Below are 20,818 nucleotides of genomic sequence, written 5' to 3' on the forward strand. Positions count from 1 at the left end.
CCCGAGGCAGCGGCTCCAACCGTTTTTCATCCCCCCCTGTAGGAAGTCCATGAAACACACCCTGTCGGCCCTGACCGCGGCCGTGCTGATCGCATCCGCTCCCTGGGCCGCTGCCCAGAACGTGGCCGTCGTCAACGGCAAGCCCGTGCCCACGAGCCGGGTGGAAGCGCTGGTCAAGCAGATCGAGGCCGCAGGCCGCCCGGTGGACGACGCCACGCGCGCCCAGATCAAGGAAGAGGTGGTGCTGCGCGAGATCTTCATGCAGGAAGCGCAGAAGCGCAACGTGGCCAGCACGCCCGAGTTCAAGAGCCAGATGGAGCTCGCGCGCCAGACCATCATGATCCGCGCGCTGTTCGCCGACTACCAGGCCAAGAACCCCGTGACCGATGCCGACATGAAGGCCGAGTACGACAAGTTCGTGGCCGCCAACGCCGGCAAGGAATACAAGGCCCGCCACATCCTGGTCGAGAAGGAAGACGAGGCCAAGGCGATCATCGCGAACATCAAGAAGGGCGCGAAGTTCGAAGACGTGGCCAAGAAGGAGTCGAAAGACCCGGGCTCGGGCGCTAACGGCGGTGACCTCGACTGGGCCCCGGCCGCCAACTACGTGCCCGAGTTCTCCGAGGCCATGATGAAGCTGCAGAAGGGCCAGATGACCGACGCCCCGGTGAAGAGCCAGTTCGGCTGGCACGTGATCCGCGTCGACGACGTGCGCGACGCGCAGCTGCCGAGCTTCGAGGAAGTGAAGCCCCAGCTCAAGCAGCAGATGACGCAGCAGAAGCTGCAGCAGTACCAGCAGGACCTGCGCGCCAAGGCCAAGATCCAGTAAGGCCCCGGCGGCACCCGAAAAGGCGAGGCAAGGCCCTCGCCTTTTTTCATGGGCTCAGCGCCACAGCCACAAGGCGCTGCCGATCAGGCCCATGAGCACCGGCTGGTGCAGCAGGTAGTAGCTCAGGCTCCAGCGGCCCCAGGTGGCCATGCCCCGGCCCACCGCGCCGCCCTGCCCGCTGCCGCCGAGCCAGCCGGGCCGGTGCGTGAGCACCCAGCGGCCGCTCCCCAGGCCCCACCAGACCAGGCCCATCCAGGGCAGCAGCGGCACGTAGTCTTCGGTGAAGGGCTTGCGGCTGATGAAGCCCAGCACATTGGGGCCGCGCTCGTTGAGCACGGCCAGTGCGGGCCACTGCGCCATCGCCCAGGGCGCGAACCACGGCAACGCGAGGGCGATCGCGCCCAGCGGCCACAACCAGCGGCCCCAGCCGGCCGTGAGCCGCGCGATCACCAGCATCACCGCGATGCCGTGCAGCACGCCGAAGTAGATGAAGCTCTTGGGAAACACCACCCACGAACCCAGGCTCACCAGCAGCGCCGCGCCCGCCACCTGCGCCCAGCGGCGCCAGAAGCGCGGCCAGCCCTGGCCCTGGTGCAGCGCCACGGCTTGCGACAGGCCGGCGGTGAACAGGAACAGGCTGACGATGGCCGCGCGCTGTGTGGTCCAGAACGGGTCGCCCAGCATGTCCTGCCGGATCAGGCCGAAGTGGTCGAGGTCGAAGCACACGTGGTAGACCGTCATCCACAGCAGCGCGATGGCGCGCAGCCGGTCGATGCGGTCGTAGCGCAGCGCCATGCTCACGCGCCGCGCGCGATGGTCAGCAGGTGCGCGGCCAGGGCCGCTGGCTCGCTCACCATGGGGTCGTGGCCGGTGGCCATCTCGATCAGGTGCCAGCCCGGCTCGCGGCGCACGCGCTCGCGCGAGGCCGCGATGGTGGCCAGCGCGGGCGCGGTGCAGTCGATGAAGGTGCGCGGCACGCGGGCCACGGCGTCGGCGTCGAAATCGAGCGGCTGGTCGTAGAGCCGGAAGGGCTGCGGCGTCTGGCGGCGGTTCACCCAGGCACGGTCCTCGCCGCGCAGGCCGAACACCTCGGCGTCGGGCGGCGGAAAGTGCAGGCCGCCGCTGGCCTGGGCCGAGGCGGCACGTTGGGCGCGCGTCTCGGGCGTGCGCGGGCTGCTCCAGCTGTCACCGGGGTATGGCAGCACCGCGTCCAGGTAGACCAGGTGGCGCAGCACGCCGGGCGCCGCGGCCTGGAGCCGGTCGGCCGCGCCCGTGACCACCATGCCGCCGTAGCTGTGGCCCACCAGCACCACGCGCTGCAGTTCCTCGGCCTCGATCAGGCCCACCACGTCCTGCACGTGGGTGTGCAGGTCGATGGCGGGCGACATCAGGTGGGCGCGCTCACCCAGGCCGGTGAGCGTGACGGCGTGCGCCTCGACGCCGCCCTCGCGCAGCAGCGGCAGCACGCGGCGCCAGCACCAGGCGCCGTGCCAGGCACCATGGACCAGAACGATGGACGTGGCGGCGTTCATGCGGCTTCTCCCCGAAAATACGGTACCCCGCATTCTGCCCGCCTCCCCATGCTGCCCCACCAGATCGAGCTGCTCTCCCCCGCCCGCACCGCCGACATCGGCATCGAAGCCGTCAACCACGGCGCCGACGCGGTCTACATCGGCGGCCCCTCGTTCGGCGCGCGCACTTCGGCCGACAACAGCGTGCAGGACATCGCGCGGCTGGCGAAGCACGCGCACCGCTTCGGCGCGCGCATCTACGTCACGGTCAACACCATCCTGCGCGACGACGAGCTCGAGCCCGCGCGCCGGCTGATCCGACAGCTCTACGACGCCGGCGCCGACGCGCTCATCATCCAGGACATGGGCCTGCTCGAGCTCGACCTGCCGCCGATCCAGCTGCACGCGAGCACGCAGACCGACATCCGCACCGTGGAGAAGGCCGTGTTCCTGCAGAACGCGGGCCTGTCCAAGCTGGTGCTCGCACGCGAACTCACGCTGCCGCAGATCCGGGGCATCTACGACGCGCTCGACGCCGATCGCTGCATCGTCGAGTTCTTCATCCACGGCGCGCTGTGCGTGGCCTACGGCGGCCAGTGCTACGTGAGCCATGCCCAGACCGGCCGCAGCGCCAACCGCGGCGACTGCTCGCAGGCCTGCCGCCTGCCCTACGAGGTCAAGGACAGCCAGGGCCGCATCGTGGCGCACGACAAGCACGTGCTCTCGATGAAGGACAACAACCAGAGCGACAACCTGCGCGCGCTGATCGACGCGGGCGCGCGCAGCTTCAAGATCGAGGGCCGCTACAAGGACCTGGGCTACGTCAAGAACATCACCGCGCACTACCGCCGCCTGTTCGACGACCTCCTCGAGGAGCGCCCCGAGCTCGGCCGCGCTTCGTCGGGTCGCTGCACCTTCAGCTTCACGCCCGACCCCGACCAGAACTTCAACCGCGAGTTCACCGACTATTTCGTCAACGGCCGCCGGGAGGACATCGGCGCTTTCGACACGCCCAAGAACCCGGGTCGCCCGATCGGCTGGGTGACGCAGGTGGGGCCGAACTGGGTCGAGCTGCAGTGCGACGACCCGGCCACCGTGATCCACAACGGCGACGGCCTGTGCTACCTGGACCTGCACCGCGAGCTCGTGGGCCTGCAGATCAACCGCGCCGAGCCGCAGGCCGAAGCAGGCCGCTTCCGTGTCTACCCCAAGGACGCCCTGGAAGGCCTGCGCCACTTGAAGCGCGGCACCGTGGTCAACCGCAACCGCGACATGGACTGGGTGCGCACGCTCGACAAGAAATCGGCCGAGCGCCGCATCGGCGTGTGGATGAAGCTCGCGCGCACCGCCGACGGCCTGCGCCTGGAGCTGACCGACGAAGACGGCCACACGGGCCATGCCGAACTGGCCTGCGCGCTGGAGCCCGCGCGCGACGCCGTGCAGGCGCACCAGAAGCTGCGCGAAGCGCTGGGCCGGCTGGGCGAGACCGTGTTCGCGCCGATCGACATCGCGCTGGCCTTCGACGAGCCGCTGTTCGTGCCGGCCTCGCTGCTCAATCCGCTGCGCCGCGACGCGGTGGCCGCGCTCGAAGCGGCACGCGCCCGCGCCTTCACCCGGCTGCCGCGCGGCGTGCCGGTGGAGCCGCCCGCGCCCTACCCCGAAGACACGCTGACCTACCTCGCCAACGTCTACAACCACAAGGCGCGCAACTTTTATGCGAAGCACGGCGTGAAGGTGATCGCCAGCGCCTACGAGTCGCACGAAGAGGCCGGCGAGGTCAGCCTCATGATCACCAAGCACTGCGTGCGCTTCTCGTTGAGCCTGTGCCCCAAGCAGGCCAAGGGCGTCACGGGCGTTCAGGGCACGGTGCGCGCCGAGCCGCTCACCATCACGCACAACAACGAGAAGCTCACGCTGCGCTTCGATTGCAAGCCCTGCGAGATGCACGTGGTGGGCCGCATCAAGCCCGCGGTGATGCAGGCCGTGCCGGCCAGCCCCATCACCTTCTACCGCCAGCGCCCGGCCGCCACGGCCTGAGCGCGCGGCTCAGACGTAGGGCGCGGGCTGCGGCGCGTGCCGCAGGTGCAGCGACAGGCCCAGCGCGGCCAGGTGGTTGCCGTTGCGGCCCAGGATGGCCTGGGCCAGCGGCAGGAAGTCCAGTTCCTCGAACAGGGCGTGCGCCTGGTACTCGTTGACCAGCCGGTGCACGTCGGCCGTATCGAGCTCGCTGTCCTGCCCCTTGGCCACGCGGCGCAGGTCTTTCTCCATCGACTTCCACAGCGCTTCGAGCTCGCGGTGCTGCTGCGTGAGCCGCTGCACCATGGTCTGCACGCGCGCCTGCTCGTCGCCCGGCTCGGCGCTGGCGAGCACGGCGGGAAAGAGCTCGCGCTCCTCGTCCATGTGGTGCTCGAAGACCGCCTCGCGGAAGAAGGCGAGCGAGCGCTCGGCCAGCGTGCGCGCACGCGCCGCGGGTTCGAGCAGTTCGGGCAGTTCGTTGAGCTCGTGCAGCCGGCGCACGATGCCGGTGTGGCAGTGCCGGAAGCCGGTCAGCGGGTCGTCGGTGGTGGCGTTCATGGGGGGCTCCTCAGGCGGCGCAGTGCAAGGGCCATTCGGGCGCGTGGCGCTGGTGCAGCGCCAGGGCCAGCGCAGCGGCGCCGCTGCCGCTGCGCTCCAGGATGTTCTCGGCCATGGGCAGGAACACGGCCTCTTCGAAGCGCGCGTGCGACTCGTACTCGGCCGACAGGCGTCGGAGGTCGTCGAGTTCGATGCGGCTGGCGCAGCCGGTGACGCCGCGCACCAGCTCGCGCTCGACCGAGGTCCACAGGGCCTCGATGGCGCGGTGCTGGGCGGTGAGGCGTTCGATCACGGCCTGCACGTGCATGCGCTCGGCCCCGGGCGTGGCGCTGGCGAGCACGGCCGAGAACAGGTCGCGCTCTTCTTCCACGTGGTGCTCGAAGATCGCGTCGCGCGCGGCGTTGAGCGAGCGCTGGGCCACGCTGCGGGCCCGCGCGATGGCGGCCACCAGCTCGGGCATTTCGTCGAGCTTCTGCAGGCGTTGGGCGATGCCGGCGTGGCAGCTGGCGTACTTGGCCGACGGCGAGTCGGCAATGGGCGTGTCGTGTGGGTTCATGGGTTCTCTGGCGGTCGGGCCAGTCTAGGCGGGCGCGCGGCGCACGGGCTTGATGCAGGTCAAGCGAGGCCGATCGAGGCGCCGACAGGGAAATCCCCCATGCGGCCGGGGGTGTCGCGGGGGCGGTCCTCCAGGGGGTATCACCCATAATCGCGCCATGTCCGAACGCGTGATTCCCCTGATCGACCAGCGCCTGCGCTCGCGCGCGGTGGCGGTGCCCGCGCGGGCCATTGCCGCCACCGGCCTGCTCGGCGACGCCCTGGGCCGTCCGCTGCGCGACCTGCGCATCAGCGTGACCGACCGCTGCAACTTCCGCTGCAGCTACTGCATGCCCAAGGAAGTCTTCGACAAGGACTACCAGTACCTGCCGCACAGCGCGCTGCTGAGCTTCGAGGAGATCACGCGCGTGGCGCGCCTGTTTGCGGCGCACGGGGTGCAGAAGATCCGCCTCACCGGCGGCGAGCCGCTGCTGCGCAAGAACCTCGAGATCCTGGTGGAACAACTGGCCGCGCTGCGCACCCCCGAGGGCCGGCCGCTGGACATCACGCTCACCACCAACGGCTCGCTGCTCAAGAAAAAGGCCGCGCAGCTCAAGGCCGCGGGCCTGCAGCGCGTCACGGTCAGCCTCGACGGCCTGGACGACGCCGTTTTCCGCGCCATGAACGACGTGGACTTTCCCGTGGCCGACGTGCTCGAAGGCATCGCGGCCGCGCGCGCCGCGGGCCTGGGCCCGATCAAGGTCAACATGGTGGTCAAGCGCGGCACCAACGATGACCAGATCCTGCCCATGGCGCGCCACTTCAAGGGCACGGGCGTGGTGCTGCGTTTCATCGAATACATGGACGTGGGCGCCACCAACGGCTGGCGCATGGACGAGGTGCTGCCCAGCGCCGACGTGGTGCAGCGCATTGCGCGCGAGCTGCCGCTTGTGCCGCTGGAACCCTCCGCGCCCGGCGAGACCGCCGAGCGCTGGGGCTATGCCGACGGCAGCGGCGAGATCGGCGTGATCAGCAGCGTGACCCAGGCCTTCTGCGGCGACTGCAACCGCGCGCGCCTGTCCACCGAAGGCCAGCTCTACCTCTGCCTGTTCGCCAGCGAAGGCCACGACCTGCGCCACCTCATTCGCGGCGGCGCGAGCGACGACGAGCTCTCGAGCGCGATCGCCTCGGTGTGGCAGCAGCGCAGCGACCGCTATTCCGAGCTGCGCGCCACGCTGCCGCCCGACGCCGCAGGCAGCGGCCAGCGCCGCGTCGAAATGTCTTACATCGGAGGCTGAGTTGATCGGCGCACAAGAGATCACCGCGATGGTGCTCGCGGGGGGGCGCGGCTCGCGCATGGGCGGGGCCGACAAGGGCCTGCAGAAATTCAATGGCACACCGCTCGCGCTCAACGCGCTCATGCGGCTGCAGGTGCAGCAAGGCGGCCTGCTCGGCGAGCTCATGCTCAACGCCAACCGCAACCTCGGCGCCTACGAGGCCTTCGGCGTGCCCGTGTGGCCCGACACCCTGAGCGACTACGCGGGCCCGCTCGCGGGCTTTCTCACCGGGCTGGAACGCGCCGAGCTGCCCTACCTGCTCACCGTGCCCTGCGACGTGCCGCGCTTCCCGCTCGATCTGGTGCAGCGCCTGGCCCAGGCCTTCGACGACCCCGCGACCGAGATCGCCATGGTGAGCGCGCCCGAAGACGGCCAGATGCGTGCGCAACCGGTGTTCTGCCTGATGAAAGTGGGCCTGCTCGAAAGCCTGGTGGCCTTCACCCAGGCCGGCGGCCGCAAGATCGACCGCTGGACCGAGCAGCACCGCTGCGTGCTGGTGCCCTTCGACCGGCCCGGCGACGACCCGAACGCTTTCGTCAACACCAACACGCTCGACGAGCTGCACACGCTGGAACAATCGGGGCCATGAGCAGCACCCCGAAGACCCTCGAACAGATCGCCGCCGAACTGCAGGGCTACGACCCGCAGGCGCTGTCGGCCGACCGCGTCAATGATTTCCTGGCCCGCCTGGTCGAGCCCATCACCGAGGCCGAGACCGTGGGCATCTTCGATGCCCTGGGCCGCGTGCTGGCCGAAGACGTGGTCTCGCCCCTCAGCGTGCCGCCGCACGACAACTCGGCCATGGACGGCTTCGCGCTGCGCGGCAGCGAACTGACCGACCGGCCGCTCACGCTGCGCAACCAGGGCACGGCCTACGCGGGCAAGGCCTGGGCCGGCGCCGTGGGCCCGGGCGAGTGCGTGAAGATCATGACCGGCGCCATCATGCCCGCGGGCCTGGACACCGTGGTGCCGATCGAGTTCGTGAAGGTCGACGGCGACACCGTGACCCTGCCGCCCGGCGTGGTCAAGCCCGGCGACAACCGCCGCCTGCTCGGTGAAGACCTGATGGCTGGCCAGCCCGCCTTGCGCCGCGGCCAGACCCTGGGCCCGGCCGCGCTGGGCCTGCTCGCCAGCCTGGGGCTGGCCACGGTGCGCGTGGTGCGCCGCGCGCGCGTGGCCTACTTCTCCACCGGCGACGAGATCCTGAGCCTGGGCGAGCCGCCGCGCGAGGGCGCGGTCTACGACAGCAACCGCTACACCGTGTTCGGCCTGCTCACGCGCATGGGCGTGGAGGTGATCGACCTGGGCGTGGTGAAAGACGAGCCCGCCTTGCTCGAAGCCGCCTTCCGCGACGCGGCCGCGCGCGCCGACGCGATCATCACCAGCGGCGGTGTGAGCATGGGCGAGGCCGACCACACCAAGGCCATGATGAAGCAGCTCGGCGATGTCGCCTTCTGGCGCATCGCCATGCGCCCGGGCCGGCCCATGGCGGTGGGCCGGCTGAACCAGGCGGGCCGCTCGGCCGTGCTCTTCGGCCTGCCGGGCAACCCGGTGGCCGTGATGGTGACCTTCCTCGCCTTCGTGCGCCCGGCCCTGCAGCGCCTCATGGGCGCCGAGGTGCAGGCCCCCGTGCTGCTGCAGGCGAAAAGCGGCGAGGCCATGCGCAAGAAGCCCGGCCGCACCGAGTACCAGCGCGGCACCGTGCTGCGCGAGGCCGATGGCTCGCTGGTGGCGCGCACCACCGGCAACCAGGGCTCGGGCGTGCTCAGTTCCATGGTGCAGGCCAACGGCCTGATCGTGCTGCGCCACGACCAGGGCAACGTGGCCGTGGGCGACACCGTCGAGGTGATGCTGTTCGACGGGGTGATCTGAGCCCCCACGCTCCGCCGCTGCGCGGGTCGCTGCCCCCCGTGGGGGCTGATCCGGCTTGGGGCGGCCCGGCGCCGGATCCCGGCCTCGACCCCTCAGTCGCGATCGGCGTCCGCCCCGGGCTTTGTATCGTCGAAGGCCTGGCGCACGGCCTTCACCAGTTCATCCCACACCGCTTCGCCCGCCAGTTCGGGCCATTCGCTGGCGAGTTTGCCAGTCAGCGCTCCCTGGTTCTGTGCGATGGACCGCACCACCCGATCGGCCTGGGCATCGGGCATCTCGATGATGTTCTTGATGGCCTCGCGGGCCCGCAGGTGGCTGCGCAAGGTCCGCGATTCCTGCCGCATGTCTTGCGTGATCGTTCGCGTGATCACATCGGCCAGGTAGCGCACGTGGGGCGTCAGATCGGGCCGGCGCCATACCGGGCGCAGGCGCTCGGGCGCATCCACCTGCAGGCTGGACGAGATGCCGTCGGGGTACGGCACCGGCGCGCCGAACATGTAGTGCCCGGCCGCCGCCGCCATCAAGGGGACTGACACCGCTTCCAGGATGCGGTCGTAGGCGCGGCGCTCTGCGGGGTCGGCGGTGATGAGGGAAGAAATGGGCAGGATCAAGGGCTCGGGAACCGCGCCGTCGCGCCGGAGCACGTCGTTGATCAGGAAGCGGTGCAGGCGCCCATTGCCGTCGGCAAGCGGATGCAGGTAGACGAAGCCGAATGCCGCGACCGCCGCGCGCATCACCGGCGATTGGCCCGTTGTGCGATCGAGGAAGGTCGCCAGCCCTTCGAGCATGGCCGGCAGGTCCTCGGGCGGCGGTGCGATGTAGTGAACCACATCCTGGAAGTGCACGGACTCGCCGACGAACACGGGCGACTGGCGCAGGCCGAACGCCCGCACCGTCGTCCGGGGCCCCAGGATGTCGCGTTGAAGGACGGCCAGGCTGTCCGACGTCAGCGGCACATCGCCCCGGCCGGTGCGCCGGCCGAGCACGCTCGCGAAGCGCTGGATGCGATCGGCCTGGTGACCTTCGCCCTCGATCGCGAACGACGAGCGGCTTTCGCGCAGGGTCATCCAGACCGCGGATCGCATGAGCACCTCTTCGCCGAACTCGTCGCTGAGCTGGCCCAGCAAGGCGGGGATGTCCAGGGCCATGGAGGGCCCCAGGTCCGTGCCCTGCCGCACGAAGGGACAGAAAGCGGGCGTGCCGGGCATGTTGTCGTTCACCCGCCAGCGTCGGCTCGGTACCGATCGACCGGCAGAGGCCGCCACCACCCGCTCGGGGTTGAGGGCATCGACATAAGCGCCCTTTGTTGCGCCTTCGACCGCCAGCCGCCGCCCGGTGAACCACTCGTAGAGAAAGCAGGCACGGCGCGCGTACTGCCCCGTGGGCTCATTCAGGAACCAGGCCTGCAGCTCCAGGGGGTCGCACACCTCGAACAGCCGCGACAAGAGTTCGAAATGGGTTACTTCATGCTTGAGCAGAAAGCCCAAGTGCCCGCGCAACGTGGGTTCGGGCCGCATGGCCTCGGTGTAGCGCTCGCGCTGCGCGCCGTCGACCCGACGGCTCTCGCGCCGCCCGCCGATTTCACTCAGGACCGGCAGAGGCTGCGCGACCTGCAAGGTGTACCGATGCACGAGCCAGGCGGTGCCGATGGGGTTGTTCATCGGCACATTCTGATCAAAAACGCGAATGCCGGCTCAAAAATGTTGCAGAAGCGCCGTCATTGCTCAAAAACAATTTCGACACACGCCGCAACAGACCCTCATTTCGCCGGAATGGCCCCGTGGTCCTCGTGCATCACCGGGTGCGCCGGCTGGTGCGACACCCGGCGCGACAGCAGCGTGTACATGGTGGGCACCACGAACACCGTGAGCAGCGTGCCCACCGACATGCCGCCCACGATCACCCAGCCGATCTGCTGACGGCTCTCGGCGCCCGCGCCCGTGGCGATCGCCAGCGGGATCGCGCCCAGCACCATGGCGCCCGTGGTCATCAGGATGGGACGCAGCCGCAGGCCCGCCGAACGCTTCACCGCTTCGAGCTTGTCCAGCCCCTGCTCGCGCAGCTGGTTGGCGAACTCCACGATCAGGATGCCGTGCTTGGTGATCAGGCCCACGAGCGTGATGAGCCCGATCTGGCTGAACACGTTGAGCGTGCCCCCCGCGAGCTGCAAGGCCATGAGCGCACCGAACATGGACAGCGGCACCGACAGCATGATGATGAAGGGGTCGACGAAGCTTTCGAACTGCGCCGACAGCACCAGGTAGATGAACAGCAGCGAGAGCGCGAACACCAGCGCGAGCGAGCCCGAGGCGCTGCGGTACTCGCGGCTCTGGCCGTTGAGGTCGGTGGTGTAGCCGGGCGGCAGCAGCTCGCGCGCGGCCTGGTCGAGGTATTGCAGCGCTTCGCCCAGCGCGTAGTCGGGCGCGAGGTTGGCGGTGATGGAAGCGCTGCGCCGCTGCCCGAAGTGGTTGAGCTCGCGCGGCACCACCACCTCGCGCGTGGTCACGAGCGAGGCCAGCGGGATCATGGCGTCGCCGCGGCCGCGCACGAACAGGCGGTCGATGTCTTCGGGCGTGCTGCGGTTGGCCGAGACGGTCTGCACCACCACGTCGTACTGCTCGCCATCGCGCTTGTAGCGCGTCACGGTGCGTCCGCCCAGCATGGTCTCCACGGTGCGCGCGATGGCGTCCACGCTCACGCCCATGTCGGCCGCGCGCTCGCGGTCCACGTCGAGCCGGATCTCGGGCTTGTTCAGGCGCAGGTCGGTGTCGACCTGCACGAAGCCCGGGTTCTGCGCCAGCCGCTCCTGGAACTTGCGCACCACGCCGGCGAGGTTCTCGTAGCTGTCGCCGGTGATGATCACGTAGTTGATGGGCCGCTCGCGAAAGCCCTGGCCCAGCGAGGGCGGCGTGATCGCGAAGGCGCTCACGCCCGGCAGGGCCGCGAGCTTGGGCGCGATCTCGCGCGCGATCTGCAGCGTGGAGCGCGTGCGCTCTTCCCAGGGCGTGGCGCGCAGGAACACACTGCCTTGCGCCACCGAGGGGTTGCCGGTGTTGCTGAAGATGCGGTCGAACTCGGGGTACTGCGCGCCGATCTTCTCGATCGCCTCGGCGTAGCGGCGCGTGTAGGCCAGGGTCGCGCCGTCTGGGCCGTTGATGGACGCGAGGATCACGCCGCGGTCTTCGAGCGGCGCCAGTTCGGAGCGGATGTGCTGCAGCATCCACCAGCTGCCGAAGGCGCTCGCCGCCATCACGCCCACCACCAGCCAGCGCACCTGGAGCGACAGCGCGAGCACACGCTCGTAGCCGCGGTTGACGCCGCCCAGCACGCGCTCCATGAAGCGGTCGAAGCGGCCCGGCTGGTCGACGTGGCGCAGCAGCTTGGAGCACATCATGGGCGAGAGCGTGAGCGCCACGAAGCCCGACACCACCACCGCGCCCGCGAGCGCCAGCGCGAACTCGGCGAACAGGCGGCCGGTGCGGCCCGGCGTGAAGGCCAGCGGCGCGTACACCGCGGCCAGCGTGAGCGTCATGGCCACGATGGCGAAGCCGATCTCGCGCGCGCCCTGGATCGCGGCCTCGAAGGGCTTCATGCCCTCTTCGATGTGGCGGTAGATGTTCTCCAGCATCACGATGGCGTCGTCCACCACCAGGCCGATGGCCAGCACCAGCGCGAGCAGCGTGAGCGTGTTGATCGAGAAGCCGAACAGCGCCATGAGCGCGAAGGTGCCGATCAGGCTCACCGGGATGGTCACCAGCGGAATCACCGAAGCGCGCAGTGTGCGCAGGAACACGAAGATCACCAGCGCCACCAGCACCACGGCCTCGGCGATGGTCTGGTACACCGCCTTGATCGAGCGGTCGATGAAGACCGAGTTGTCGTTGGCGATGTCGAAGCGGATGTCCTTGGGCAGGTCGGCCTCGAGCCGCGGGATCATGGCGCGCACCGCGGCCGAGAGCTCCAGCGGATTGGCCGTGGCCTGGCGGATCACGCCGAGCGAGATCGCGTCGCGCCCGTTGAGGCGGATCGAGGTGCGCTCGTCCTGCGGGCCCTGCACCACGTTGGCCACGTCGCCGATGCGGATCGCCTGGCCGTTGACGTTGCGGATGACGATGGCGCGGAACTGCTCGGGGGTCTGCAGGTCGGTGGCCGCGGTCACGTTGAACTCGCGCTGCGCGCTCTCGATGCGGCCCGCGGGCACCTCCAGGTTGGAGCGGCGCAGCGCGTCTTCGGCGTCCTGCACCGTGAGGCCGTAGGCCGCGAGCCGGTCGGGGTCGAGCCACAGGCGCATGGAGAAGCGCCGCTCGCCGAAGATGCGCACCTCGGCCGCGCCGGGCGCGGTCTGCAGCAGCGGCTTGGCGATGCGGTTGGCCAGGTCGGACAGCTCCAGCGGCGAGCGCGTGTCCGAGTTCATCGCGATCCAGATCACCGGCGTGGCGTCGGCCTCGACCTTGGCGATGGTGGGTTCGTCCACGTCCTGCGGCAGGCGCTGGCGCACGCGGCTGACCTTGTCGCGCACGTCGGCGGCGGCCGAGTCGGGGTCGCGCTCGAGCTTGAAGCGCACCGTGATCTGGCTTTGCTCCTGGCGGCTGATCGAGGTGATGATGTCCACGCCCTCGATGCCCGCAAGCGAGTCTTCGAGCACCTTGGTCACCTGCGATTCGATGACCTCGCTGGACGCGCCCACGAAGCGCGTGGTGACGGTGACCGTGGGCTCGTCGATGCGCGGGTACTCGCGCACGCTCAGGTTCTTGAACGAGACCAGGCCCACCAGCACGATGAGCAGCGAGAGCACGGTGGCGAACACCGGGCGGCGGATGGAGATCTCGGGCAGTTGCATGGCGCGGCTCCGCCCGGCGTCAGTTGGCCGGTGCAGGCTGTGCCTGCGCCAGGTTCACGATGCGCACCGGCGTGCCGTCGCGCTGCAGGCGCTGCTGGCCCGCCATCACCACGGTCATGCCGGGCTCCAGGCCCTTGAGGATCTGCACCTCGGCGCCGCGGCGCGCACCCAGCTCCACCGCCACGCGGCGCGAGACCAGTTTCTTCGCGTCGCCCTGGCCCTGCTCTTCCACCACCACCACGAACTGCTTGCCGCCCTGCGGGAAGATGGCCTCTTCGGGCACCACCAGCGCGTTCTCGTTCACCGCAAACACGATCAGCACGCGCGCGAACATGCCGGGCCGCAGCTCGGCGCCGCCCTCGCGCGGCATGGTGGCGCGCACCGAGATCGAGCGGCCGTTGGCGTCGAGCAGCGGGTCGACCGCGAGCACCTTGGCCACGAAGCGCTTGCCGGGCAAGGCGTCGAGCTGCACCTGCACCGGCTGGCCCGGCGCCACCTGGCTCTGGTAGCGCTCGGGCAGGCGGAAGTCGACCGTGAGCAGCGTGGTGTCTTCCAGATTGACCAGCGCGTCGCCGTCCTTGACGTACTGGCCCAGGTTGATGCTGCGCAGGCCCAGCGTGCCGTCGAAAGGCGCGGTGATGCGCATGCGCTGCAGCCGCGCATCGGCCAGCGCCACCTGGGCCTCGGCCACCTGCAGGGCGGCGCGGCTTTCGTCCACCACGCGCGCGGCCACAAAGTTCTGCGCCAGCAACTCCTCGTTGCGCTTGAGGTTGGCGCGCGCGATCGAGAGCTGGGCCTGCGCCTGGCTGAGTTCGGCGCGCTGCAGCGTGTCGTCGAGCTGCACCAGCAGCGCGCCGCGCCTGACCTGGGCGCCATCGGCGAAGGCGATGCGCGAGACCCGGCCCGCGGTTTCGGGCTTGAGGGTGACGCTCTGGCGCGAGCGCAGCGTGCCCACGGCCTGGGCGTCGTCCTGAAGCCGCGCGGTCTTCACGCGCGTGACCTCGACCGAGGTCGGGCCGCCACCGCCGCCCTGGCCACCGGGGCCGGCTGCGGGCCGCGCGCCGGGCGCGGCCGCCGGCGCGGCCTGCGCCGGGGCCTTGGGGTGCTGCTGCCACCACCAGGCGCCCGCGGCGGCCAGTGCCAGACCGATGACCGCCAGCCAGGCGGTCGCTTTGGGTTTCGCCATGAAAACTCCGCTCGAAATCAGATCGGCACGTAACAGTTTCCATGCCAACGATGGCGGGGATTGTGCAGTGTCCGCGGCCGCGGCTGACAATCGGTAACACCTACCCCAGCGCCGGGCCGGGAAAACGCCTCAGCCCGGCACGCCGCGGTTGGCCAGGGCGTCGGCGCGCTCGTTGCCCGGGTCGCCCGAATGGCCCTTGACCCAGTGCCATTCGATCTGGTGGTGGCCGCCGTGCACCAGCGCGTCCAGCCGCTGCCAGAGCTCGGCGTTCTTCACCGGCTGTTTGGCCGCCGTGACCCAACCCTTCTTCTTCCAGCCGTGGATCCACTCGGTGATGCCCTTGCGCACGTACTCGCTGTCCAGGTGCAGCGAGACGCGGCAGGGCCGCTTGAGCGCCGACAGCGCCTCGATCACGGCCATCAGCTCCATGCGGTTGTTGGTGGTGTTGCGCTCGCCGCCCCACAACTCCTTCTCGCGGCCGGCGCTGCTCAGGAATGCGCCCCAGCCGCCCGGGCCGGGGTTGCCCTTGCAGGCGCCATCGGTGTAGATCACCACGTGGTCCAAGAATGTCTCTCCAGGAAAAAGGCGAAAGAAAGGTCAGCGCCGGTTGGCCACCGACACCGGCGCCGTGGCCGGCGCGCGGCGCGGCTTCCAGGCCGGCCCGAGCAGGCGCATGCCACGCACGCGCTTGACGGCCACAACGAAATGCACCGCGCCGAAGATGGGCCACCAGCGCGCGCCCACGCGGTCCATCCACGCGGTGCGCTGCAGCCATTTGTCGCTGCGCACCGCGGGGCGGTAGCAGCCATAGTGTTCGGTCTCGATCTCCAGGCCCAGCAGGCGCAGCCAGTCGCGCAGCCGGCCGGTGCCGATGAAGGCGCCCGAGTCGGGCAGGTACAGGCGCGAGGCGCCGAAGGCGTGGATGCCCAGGCGCGCCATGGCGTGGCCGCGGCCCTGGCGCCAGCCCCACAGGCTGGTGGGGTTGAAGCCGCTGATGACCAGGCGGCCCTCGGGCACCAGCACGCGCTCGACCTCGCGCAGCACGTGGTGCGGGTCGGCGCTGAATTCGAGCGTGTGCGGCAGCACCACGAGGTCGAGGCTGGCGGCGGGAAACGGCAGCGCGGCGGCGTCGGTCACGAGCGCGGCCTGCGGGTCGGGTGCGGCGGGCACCTCGTGCAGGGCCAGCCAGCGGTGCGGCATGCGGTTGGCGCGCAGCGTCTGCAATTGCGGCAGGCCCAGCTGCAGCGCGTTGAAGCCGAACATGTCGGCCACGGCCAGGTCGAAGCCGTCCTGCTCCCAGGCCAGCAGGTAGCGCCCGGGCGGGGTCTCGAACCAGTCGGTGAGGCTCTGCTGGGAATCGGTCATGCGGCGAAGGGCGGGCGGCGGCGCAATGTCTGCGACACTCGGGTGTTTCGAGCGAGCCCGACACTCTACACGGCCCCGCACATCCCCGCCCTCCCGCCCCCTGCCCCGACCGTCCCATGCAACTGCTCGCCATCCCGGCCTTCAGCGACAACTACGTCTGGATGCTGCACGACGGCCAGCGCGCGCTGGTCGTGGACCCCGGCGAAGCCGGCGGCGTGCGCGACACCCTGGCCCGGCTGGGCCTGCGGCTGGACACCATCCTCATCACCCACCACCACGCCGATCACACGGGCGGCGTGGCCGAGCTGCGCGAGGCCACCGGCGCGCGCGTGCTCGGCCCGGCCTTCGAGACCCTGCCCGAGCCGCTGACCCGCGTGAGCGGCGGCGAGCGCGTGCAGGCCCTGGGCCTGGACTTCGAGGTGATCGACGTGCCCGGCCACACCGCGGGCCACATCGCCTACCACTGCGCCCAGGTGGACGGGCGGCCGCTGCTGTTCTGCGGCGACACCCTGTTCTCGGGCGGCTGTGGTCGCCTGTTCGAGGGCACGCCGGCCCAGATGCACGACTCGCTCGCGCGCCTGGCCGCGCTGCCTGGCGACACGCGCGTGTGCTGCACCCACGAATACACGCTGTCGAACCTGCGGTTCGCGCTGGCGGTCGAGCCCGGCAATGCCGCGCTGCAGGCCTACCAGCAGCAGTGCGAGGCCGTGCGCGCGCGCGGTGAACCCACGCTGCCGAGCTCGATCGAAACCGAGCGCCGCATCAACCCCTTCCTGCGCTCGAACGAGCCGGCGGTGGTGCAAGCGGCCCTGTCCCACGCCCCTGGCAGCGGCGCCGACCCGGTTTCGGTGTTCGCGACGCTGCGCGAATGGAAGAACGTTTTTCGATGACCCAAGACCTGTCGACGGCGCAGCGCCCGCGCCGCCCCGGGGCCCGCTGCCTGGGCGCCCTCCTGCTGTGCCTGAGCCTGCTCGCCGGCTGCGCCAGCACCCTCCCCGCCCCGTCCTCCGCGCCGCGCACCGACGCCGCCGACAGCGGCCCCGCCGCCGTCTCCACCGTGCGCGGCCCGTCCCAGCGCCTGCCCGCCAACGTGCCGCTGAGCGAGATCGCGGTCGCGCCCGTGAGCGCGCCCGCCGTCACCACGCTGGCCGCGCCGGCCGACCTGTGGGAACGCATCCGCCGCGGCCTGGCCATGAACGACCTCGACGGCGACCTGGTGCGCCAGCACGAGCAGTGGTACCTCGCGCGGCCCGACTACATCCAGCGCATGACCGAGCGCTCGAGCCGCTACCTGTTCCACATCGTCGAAGAGATCGAACGCCGCGGCCTGCCCATGGAGCTCGCGCTGCTGCCCTTCATCGAAAGCGCCTTCAACCCGGCCGCCGTGTCGAGCGCGCGCGCCGCGGGCATGTGGCAGTTCATGCCCGCCACCGGCGCCTCGTTCGACCTCAAGCAGAACGTGTTCCGCGACGACCGCCGCGACGTGCTCGCGTCCACGCGCGCCGCGCTCGACTACCTCGAACAACTCTACGGCCGCTTCGGCGACTGGCACCTCGCGCTGGCGGCCTACAACTGGGGCCAGGGCAACGTGAACCGCGCCATCACGCGCAACCAGCGCGCGGGCGAACCCACGGGTTACCTCGACCTCAACATGCCCGCCGAGACGCGCCATTACGTGCCGAAGCTGCAGGCGGTCAAGAACATCGTGGCCAATCCGCAGCGCTACGGCGCCACGCTGCCGGTGATCGGCAACCACCCGTTTTTCGACACCATCACCGTGCTGCGCGACATGGACGTGGCCCTGATCGCGCGGCTGGCCGAGGTGAGCGAGGCCGACTTCCGCATGCTCAACCCCTCGCTCAAGCAGCCCGTGGTGATGGCCGCGGGCACGCCCACGGTGCTGCTGCCCTGGGACAACGCCACCACCTTCCAGCGCAACCTGCAAAGCTACAACGGCGCGCTCGCGAGCTGGACCGCCTGGGTGGTGCCGCACAGCATGAGCCCGGCCGAGGCCGCCGAGCGCATGGGCATGAGCGAGGCCGAGCTGCGCAGCGTCAACAACATCCCGCCGCGCATGCGGCTGGCCGCGGGCTCGAGCCTGCTGGTGCCGCGCAACGGCCGGCTCGACCGCGACGTGCCCGCGCACGTGGCCGACAACGCGGCGCTGAACCTGCAGCCCGAGGTGACCACCCGGCGCGTGGTGGTCAAGGCGCGCAAGGGCGACAACGTGGCCCGGCTGGCCAGCCGCCACGGCGTGAGCGCGGTGCGCGTGGCCGAGTGGAACCGGCTTTCGGTGAACAGCGCGCTCAAGGCCGGCCAGAGCATCACGCTCCAGTTGCCGCAGCGCGCGGCCGCGCCCGCGGTGGCCAGGGGCAAGGCCAAGGCCCCGGCGGTGCAGGCGCGCAGCGGCGCGGGCAAGACCACCGCCAAGGCCGGCAAGGCCAGCGCCACCCGCACGGCCAAGGCGGCCAAAACCACCCCCACCACCAAAGCCGCCAAGGCCACCAAGACCACGCCGGCCAAGACCCGCGTGGCCACGGGCAACAAGCCCTGAGACCGGCCTGAGCCAGGCCAGCGCGCTCAGGCGCGGAACCGTTCCTTGGCCTTGCTCGCGAACCCGTTGGTGAAGCAGCGCGCGAGTTCGGCGGGCGCCAGCGGCTTGAGCGCGGCCGCGCGCAGCGCGGTTTCGGGGCCGCCGCGCGGCATCAGGCCGTCGGCCGTCCAGGCCTCGCGCGAGCGCTCCACCGTGGACAGGTAGAGCGCGCGGTCGCCCTGGAAGTGGCTCTCGGGCACGGTCTTGATGAGGTCCGAGGGCCCGGCGGTCTGCAGCCACTTGAGGGCGTGCACCAGCGCGTCGGTGAGCGCCTGCGCGATGCGCGGGAACTGCGCGATGAACTCGCCCGGCGCGCTCAGACAGCCCACGGGCAGCGGACCGCCGAAGACCTCGGTGGTGCCGCGCAGGTTGCGCGTGTCGGCCACCACGCGCAGCTCGCCCTGCTGCTCCATCTGCGTGATCAGCGGGTCGGTGTGGCAGAGCGCGTCGAGCGGGCCGAAGCGCATGGCCTGCAGCGCGGCGCCGGCGTCGGGGAACGGCTGCAACTGCAGTTCGTCGAGCCGCACGCCGTCGCGCTGCAACAGGGCCTGCAGCAGTTGCAGACCCACCGGGTCGTTGGCGCGCAGGCCCACGCGGCGCCCGCGCAGGTCGGCCGTGCTCTTGAAGCCCGCAAGCGAGCGCGCCGACACGCCCAGCGCGAGCTGCGGCGCGCGCCCCTGCACCACGAAGCTCTGCCAGCCCTGGCTGCGCGCGGCCGGCTGCAGCAGCGGCGCAAAAGACCCGCACAGCACATGCGCCGCGCGCGCCTGCACCGCGGCCATGGCCTGGGCTTCGTCGGGGAACTCGCGCAGCTCCACGTCCAGGCCCTCTTCGCGGAAGAAGTGCAGCTGCTCGGCCACCGTGAGCGGCAGGTGGCTCAGCGCGAAGCGGTGGTCGACCGCGATCACGATGCGCGTGTCCACGAGCTTGGGCGGCAGCACCGGCGGGCGCGTGACGCCCGCGCCCTGGGCGCTCGCCGCCCCGCCGGGCAGGGCCAGCAGCAGGCCTGCGCCCGCCAGCGCCCACTGGCGGCGGTTGAGGCCGCGGCGCGGCGCTGTGCTCTCGTCTGGCTCCCGGGTCTCCGTCATCGGCCCAAGGTTAGGGCGCGTGGGCCGGATCGCCATCCGGTGGAGTCCCGAGCGGGTTTACACCGATCGGGCGTGGGTACCTCGTGGTACCGCGGGTCGCGGCTCAGCGGCGGTCGACCAGCGCGTGCGCGATGGTGCCGAGGTCGACGTACTCGAGCTCGCTGCCCACGGGCACGCCGCGCGCCAGCCGCGTGACCTGCAGGCCATGGTCCTTGAGGGCCTGGGCGATCACGTGGGCCGTGGTCTCGCCCTCGGCGGTGAAGTTGGTGGCGAGGATGACCTCGCGCAGCGGCACCTCGGGATCTTCTTCGGCGATGCGCTCGAAGAGCTTGTCGAGCCCGATCTCGCGCGGGCCCACGCCGTCGAGCGCGCTGAGCTTGCCCATGAGCACGAAGTACAGGCCCTTGTAGGCGCCGGTGCGCTCCATGGCGGCCTGGTCGGCCGGCGTTTCGACCACGCACAGCAGGCCACGGTCGCGCCGCGGGTCGCGGCAGGTGCTGCAGACCTCGTCTTCGGTGAAGGTGTGGCAGCGGCTGCAGTGGCGCACCTTGCCCACCGCTTCGCTGAGCGCGCCGGCCAGGCGCTGGGCGCCATGCGGGTCGTGCTGCAGCAGGTGAAAGGCCATGCGCTGGGCCGACTTGAGGCCCACGCCCGGCAGGCAGCGCAGGGCCTCGATCAGGCGTTCGAGCGAACGGGTGTCGGCCACTGCGATGCGGTGCTGCGGGAACGGGCGGCGCGGCTCAGAACGGGAACTTCATGCCGCCGGGCAGGCCCGGCATGCCCGCGGTGAGCTTGCCCATTTTTTCGTTCGAGGTCTCTTCGGCCTTGCGCACCGCGGCGTTGAACGCCGCGGCCACGAGGTCTTCGAGCATGTCCTTGTCGTCGGCGAGCAGGCTGGGGTCGATGGTGACGCGCTTGACGTCGTGCTTGCAGGTCATGACGACCTTCACGAGGCCCGCGCCGGACTCGCCGGTGACCTCGATGTGCGCGAGCTCTTCCTGCGCTTTCTTGAGGTTGTCCTGCATGGCCTGGGCCTGCTTCATGAGGCCGGCGAGTTGTCCTTTGTTGAACATGGGGGTGCTTTCTGGG

General features: G+C 70.6%; 19 protein-coding genes. 7 read left to right on the plus strand and 12 right to left on the minus strand.

What is annotated here, in order from left to right; translation table 11 throughout:
• Positions 1-49 precede the first annotated feature (49 nt).
• Positions 50-829, plus strand: coding sequence for a foldase protein PrsA (locus WDZ95_RS17030; RefSeq protein WP_166226646.1), 780 nt, complete (start codon positions 50-52; stop codon positions 827-829).
• Between the two features lie 54 nt (positions 830-883).
• On the opposite strand, the gene WDZ95_RS17035 is transcribed toward WDZ95_RS17030, so the two are convergent.
• The gene (locus WDZ95_RS17035; RefSeq protein ID WP_425780331.1) at positions 884-1,624 is read right to left on the minus strand and encodes a heparan-alpha-glucosaminide N-acetyltransferase; all 741 of its coding nucleotides are present in this window, start codon (positions 1,622-1,624) and stop codon (positions 884-886) included.
• 2 nt (positions 1,625-1,626) lie between these two features.
• The gene (locus tag WDZ95_RS17040) at positions 1,627-2,361 is read right to left on the minus strand and encodes an alpha/beta fold hydrolase (protein ID WP_425780152.1); all 735 of its coding nucleotides are present in this window, start codon (positions 2,359-2,361) and stop codon (positions 1,627-1,629) included.
• A 48-nt stretch (positions 2,362-2,409) separates the two neighbouring features.
• Between WDZ95_RS17040 and WDZ95_RS17045 the strand changes: the two genes are divergently transcribed.
• On the plus strand, positions 2,410-4,377 hold the full coding sequence (locus WDZ95_RS17045) for a peptidase U32 family protein (RefSeq protein ID WP_425780154.1): 1,968 nt from the start codon (positions 2,410-2,412) through the stop codon (positions 4,375-4,377).
• 9 nt (positions 4,378-4,386) lie between these two features.
• Here WDZ95_RS17045 and WDZ95_RS17050 read toward each other — a convergent pair whose 3' ends face one another.
• Both WDZ95_RS17050 and WDZ95_RS17055 read right to left on the minus strand, forming a co-directional pair.
• Positions 4,387-4,914 carry a hemerythrin domain-containing protein gene (locus WDZ95_RS17050; protein WP_425780156.1) on the minus strand — a complete coding sequence of 176 codons (528 nt, stop codon included), beginning with the start codon at positions 4,912-4,914 and terminating at the stop codon, positions 4,387-4,389.
• A 10-nt stretch (positions 4,915-4,924) separates the two neighbouring features.
• Positions 4,925-5,470 carry a hemerythrin domain-containing protein gene (locus tag WDZ95_RS17055; RefSeq protein WP_425780158.1) on the minus strand — a complete coding sequence of 182 codons (546 nt, stop codon included), beginning with the start codon at positions 5,468-5,470 and terminating at the stop codon, positions 4,925-4,927.
• A gap of 157 nt (positions 5,471-5,627) precedes the next feature.
• Here WDZ95_RS17055 and moaA point away from each other — a divergent pair, with 157 nt between their 5' ends.
• Genes moaA through glp form a run of 3 tightly spaced genes read left to right on the plus strand, consistent with a single transcriptional unit; the run spans position 5,628 to position 8,657 of the window.
• Positions 5,628-6,746, plus strand: coding sequence for a GTP 3',8-cyclase MoaA (gene moaA / locus WDZ95_RS17060; RefSeq protein WP_425780160.1), 1,119 nt, complete (start codon positions 5,628-5,630; stop codon positions 6,744-6,746).
• Position 6,747: 1 nt separating this feature from the next.
• A complete protein-coding gene (gene mobA, locus WDZ95_RS17065) occupies positions 6,748-7,374 on the plus strand; it encodes a molybdenum cofactor guanylyltransferase MobA (protein WP_425780162.1) in 627 nt (208 codons plus the stop codon).
• Positions 7,371-8,657, plus strand: coding sequence for a gephyrin-like molybdotransferase Glp (glp, locus tag WDZ95_RS17070; RefSeq protein WP_425780164.1), 1,287 nt, complete (start codon positions 7,371-7,373; stop codon positions 8,655-8,657). Before mobA ends, glp begins: the two co-directional genes overlap by 4 nt.
• 92 nt (positions 8,658-8,749) lie before the next feature.
• Here the strand turns inward: glp and WDZ95_RS17075 are convergent, their stop codons facing one another.
• From WDZ95_RS17075 to WDZ95_RS17095, 5 genes are all read right to left on the minus strand, one after another.
• Positions 8,750-10,318, minus strand: coding sequence for a Fic family protein (locus tag WDZ95_RS17075; RefSeq protein WP_425780166.1), 1,569 nt, complete (start codon positions 10,316-10,318; stop codon positions 8,750-8,752).
• 98 nt (positions 10,319-10,416) lie between these two features.
• Positions 10,417-13,497 carry an efflux RND transporter permease subunit gene (locus tag WDZ95_RS17080; protein ID WP_425780168.1) on the minus strand — a complete coding sequence of 1,027 codons (3,081 nt, stop codon included), beginning with the start codon at positions 13,495-13,497 and terminating at the stop codon, positions 10,417-10,419.
• Between the two features lie 19 nt (positions 13,498-13,516).
• Positions 13,517-14,683, minus strand: a complete 1,167-nt coding sequence (locus tag WDZ95_RS17085; RefSeq protein WP_425780170.1) for an efflux RND transporter periplasmic adaptor subunit — start codon at positions 14,681-14,683, stop codon at positions 13,517-13,519.
• 129 nt (positions 14,684-14,812) lie between these two features.
• Complete coding sequence (rnhA, locus tag WDZ95_RS17090; RefSeq protein WP_166226659.1) at positions 14,813-15,247, minus strand: ribonuclease HI; 435 nt, start codon at positions 15,245-15,247, stop codon at positions 14,813-14,815.
• A gap of 33 nt (positions 15,248-15,280) precedes the next feature.
• Positions 15,281-16,048, minus strand: coding sequence for a class I SAM-dependent methyltransferase (locus WDZ95_RS17095; RefSeq protein ID WP_425780172.1), 768 nt, complete (start codon positions 16,046-16,048; stop codon positions 15,281-15,283).
• 116 nt (positions 16,049-16,164) lie between these two features.
• On the opposite strand from WDZ95_RS17095, the gene gloB reads away from it, so the two are divergent.
• Both gloB and WDZ95_RS17105 read left to right on the plus strand, forming a co-directional pair.
• Positions 16,165-16,938, plus strand: a complete 774-nt coding sequence (gene gloB, locus WDZ95_RS17100) for a hydroxyacylglutathione hydrolase (protein WP_425780174.1) — start codon at positions 16,165-16,167, stop codon at positions 16,936-16,938.
• Positions 16,935-18,602, plus strand: a complete 1,668-nt coding sequence (locus WDZ95_RS17105) for a transglycosylase SLT domain-containing protein (protein WP_425780176.1) — start codon at positions 16,935-16,937, stop codon at positions 18,600-18,602. The genes gloB and WDZ95_RS17105 overlap by 4 nt, the downstream gene beginning before the upstream one ends.
• A gap of 26 nt (positions 18,603-18,628) precedes the next feature.
• On the opposite strand, the gene WDZ95_RS17110 is transcribed toward WDZ95_RS17105, so the two are convergent.
• The 3 genes from WDZ95_RS17110 to WDZ95_RS17120 form a co-directional block, all read right to left on the minus strand.
• Entirely contained in the window at positions 18,629-19,729 is a 1,101-nt protein-coding gene (locus WDZ95_RS17110; protein ID WP_425780178.1) for an ABC transporter substrate-binding protein, read from the minus strand.
• Positions 19,730-19,832: 103 nt separating this feature from the next.
• Positions 19,833-20,435 carry a recombination mediator RecR gene (gene recR / locus WDZ95_RS17115; protein WP_166226664.1) on the minus strand — a complete coding sequence of 201 codons (603 nt, stop codon included), beginning with the start codon at positions 20,433-20,435 and terminating at the stop codon, positions 19,833-19,835.
• Positions 20,436-20,469: 34 nt separating this feature from the next.
• Positions 20,470-20,802: a YbaB/EbfC family nucleoid-associated protein gene (locus WDZ95_RS17120; protein ID WP_166226665.1), complete on the minus strand. Its 333-nt coding sequence runs from the start codon at positions 20,800-20,802 to the stop codon at positions 20,470-20,472.
• Between the last annotated feature and the right edge of the window lie 16 nt (positions 20,803-20,818).

The sequence above is a fragment of the Hydrogenophaga sp. T2 genome, assembly GCF_049843535.1.
GTDB classification, from domain to species: domain Bacteria; phylum Pseudomonadota; class Gammaproteobacteria; order Burkholderiales; family Burkholderiaceae_C; genus Hydrogenophaga; species Hydrogenophaga crocea.

Coding starts and splice junctions, on each gene's coding strand:
- WDZ95_RS17030 (WP_166226646.1), top strand. CDS start 50: ATGAAACACACCCTGTCGGCCCTGACCGCGGCCGTGCTGATCGCATCC.
- WDZ95_RS17035 (WP_425780331.1), bottom strand. CDS start 1,624: ATGGCGCTGCGCTACGACCGCATCGACCGGCTGCGCGCCATCGCGCTG.
- WDZ95_RS17040 (WP_425780152.1), bottom strand. CDS start 2,361: ATGAACGCCGCCACGTCCATCGTTCTGGTCCATGGTGCCTGGCACGGC.
- WDZ95_RS17045 (WP_425780154.1), top strand. CDS start 2,410: ATGCTGCCCCACCAGATCGAGCTGCTCTCCCCCGCCCGCACCGCCGAC.
- WDZ95_RS17050 (WP_425780156.1), bottom strand. CDS start 4,914: ATGAACGCCACCACCGACGACCCGCTGACCGGCTTCCGGCACTGCCAC.
- WDZ95_RS17055 (WP_425780158.1), bottom strand. CDS start 5,470: ATGAACCCACACGACACGCCCATTGCCGACTCGCCGTCGGCCAAGTAC.
- moaA (WP_425780160.1), top strand. CDS start 5,628: ATGTCCGAACGCGTGATTCCCCTGATCGACCAGCGCCTGCGCTCGCGC.
- glp (WP_425780164.1), top strand. CDS start 7,371: ATGAGCAGCACCCCGAAGACCCTCGAACAGATCGCCGCCGAACTGCAG.
- WDZ95_RS17075 (WP_425780166.1), bottom strand. CDS start 10,318: ATGAACAACCCCATCGGCACCGCCTGGCTCGTGCATCGGTACACCTTG.
- WDZ95_RS17080 (WP_425780168.1), bottom strand. CDS start 13,497: ATGCAACTGCCCGAGATCTCCATCCGCCGCCCGGTGTTCGCCACCGTG.
- WDZ95_RS17085 (WP_425780170.1), bottom strand. CDS start 14,683: ATGGCGAAACCCAAAGCGACCGCCTGGCTGGCGGTCATCGGTCTGGCA.
- WDZ95_RS17095 (WP_425780172.1), bottom strand. CDS start 16,048: ATGACCGATTCCCAGCAGAGCCTCACCGACTGGTTCGAGACCCCGCCC.
- gloB (WP_425780174.1), top strand. CDS start 16,165: ATGCAACTGCTCGCCATCCCGGCCTTCAGCGACAACTACGTCTGGATG.
- WDZ95_RS17105 (WP_425780176.1), top strand. CDS start 16,935: ATGACCCAAGACCTGTCGACGGCGCAGCGCCCGCGCCGCCCCGGGGCC.
- WDZ95_RS17110 (WP_425780178.1), bottom strand. CDS start 19,729: ATGACGGAGACCCGGGAGCCAGACGAGAGCACAGCGCCGCGCCGCGGC.
- WDZ95_RS17120 (WP_166226665.1), bottom strand. CDS start 20,802: ATGTTCAACAAAGGACAACTCGCCGGCCTCATGAAGCAGGCCCAGGCC.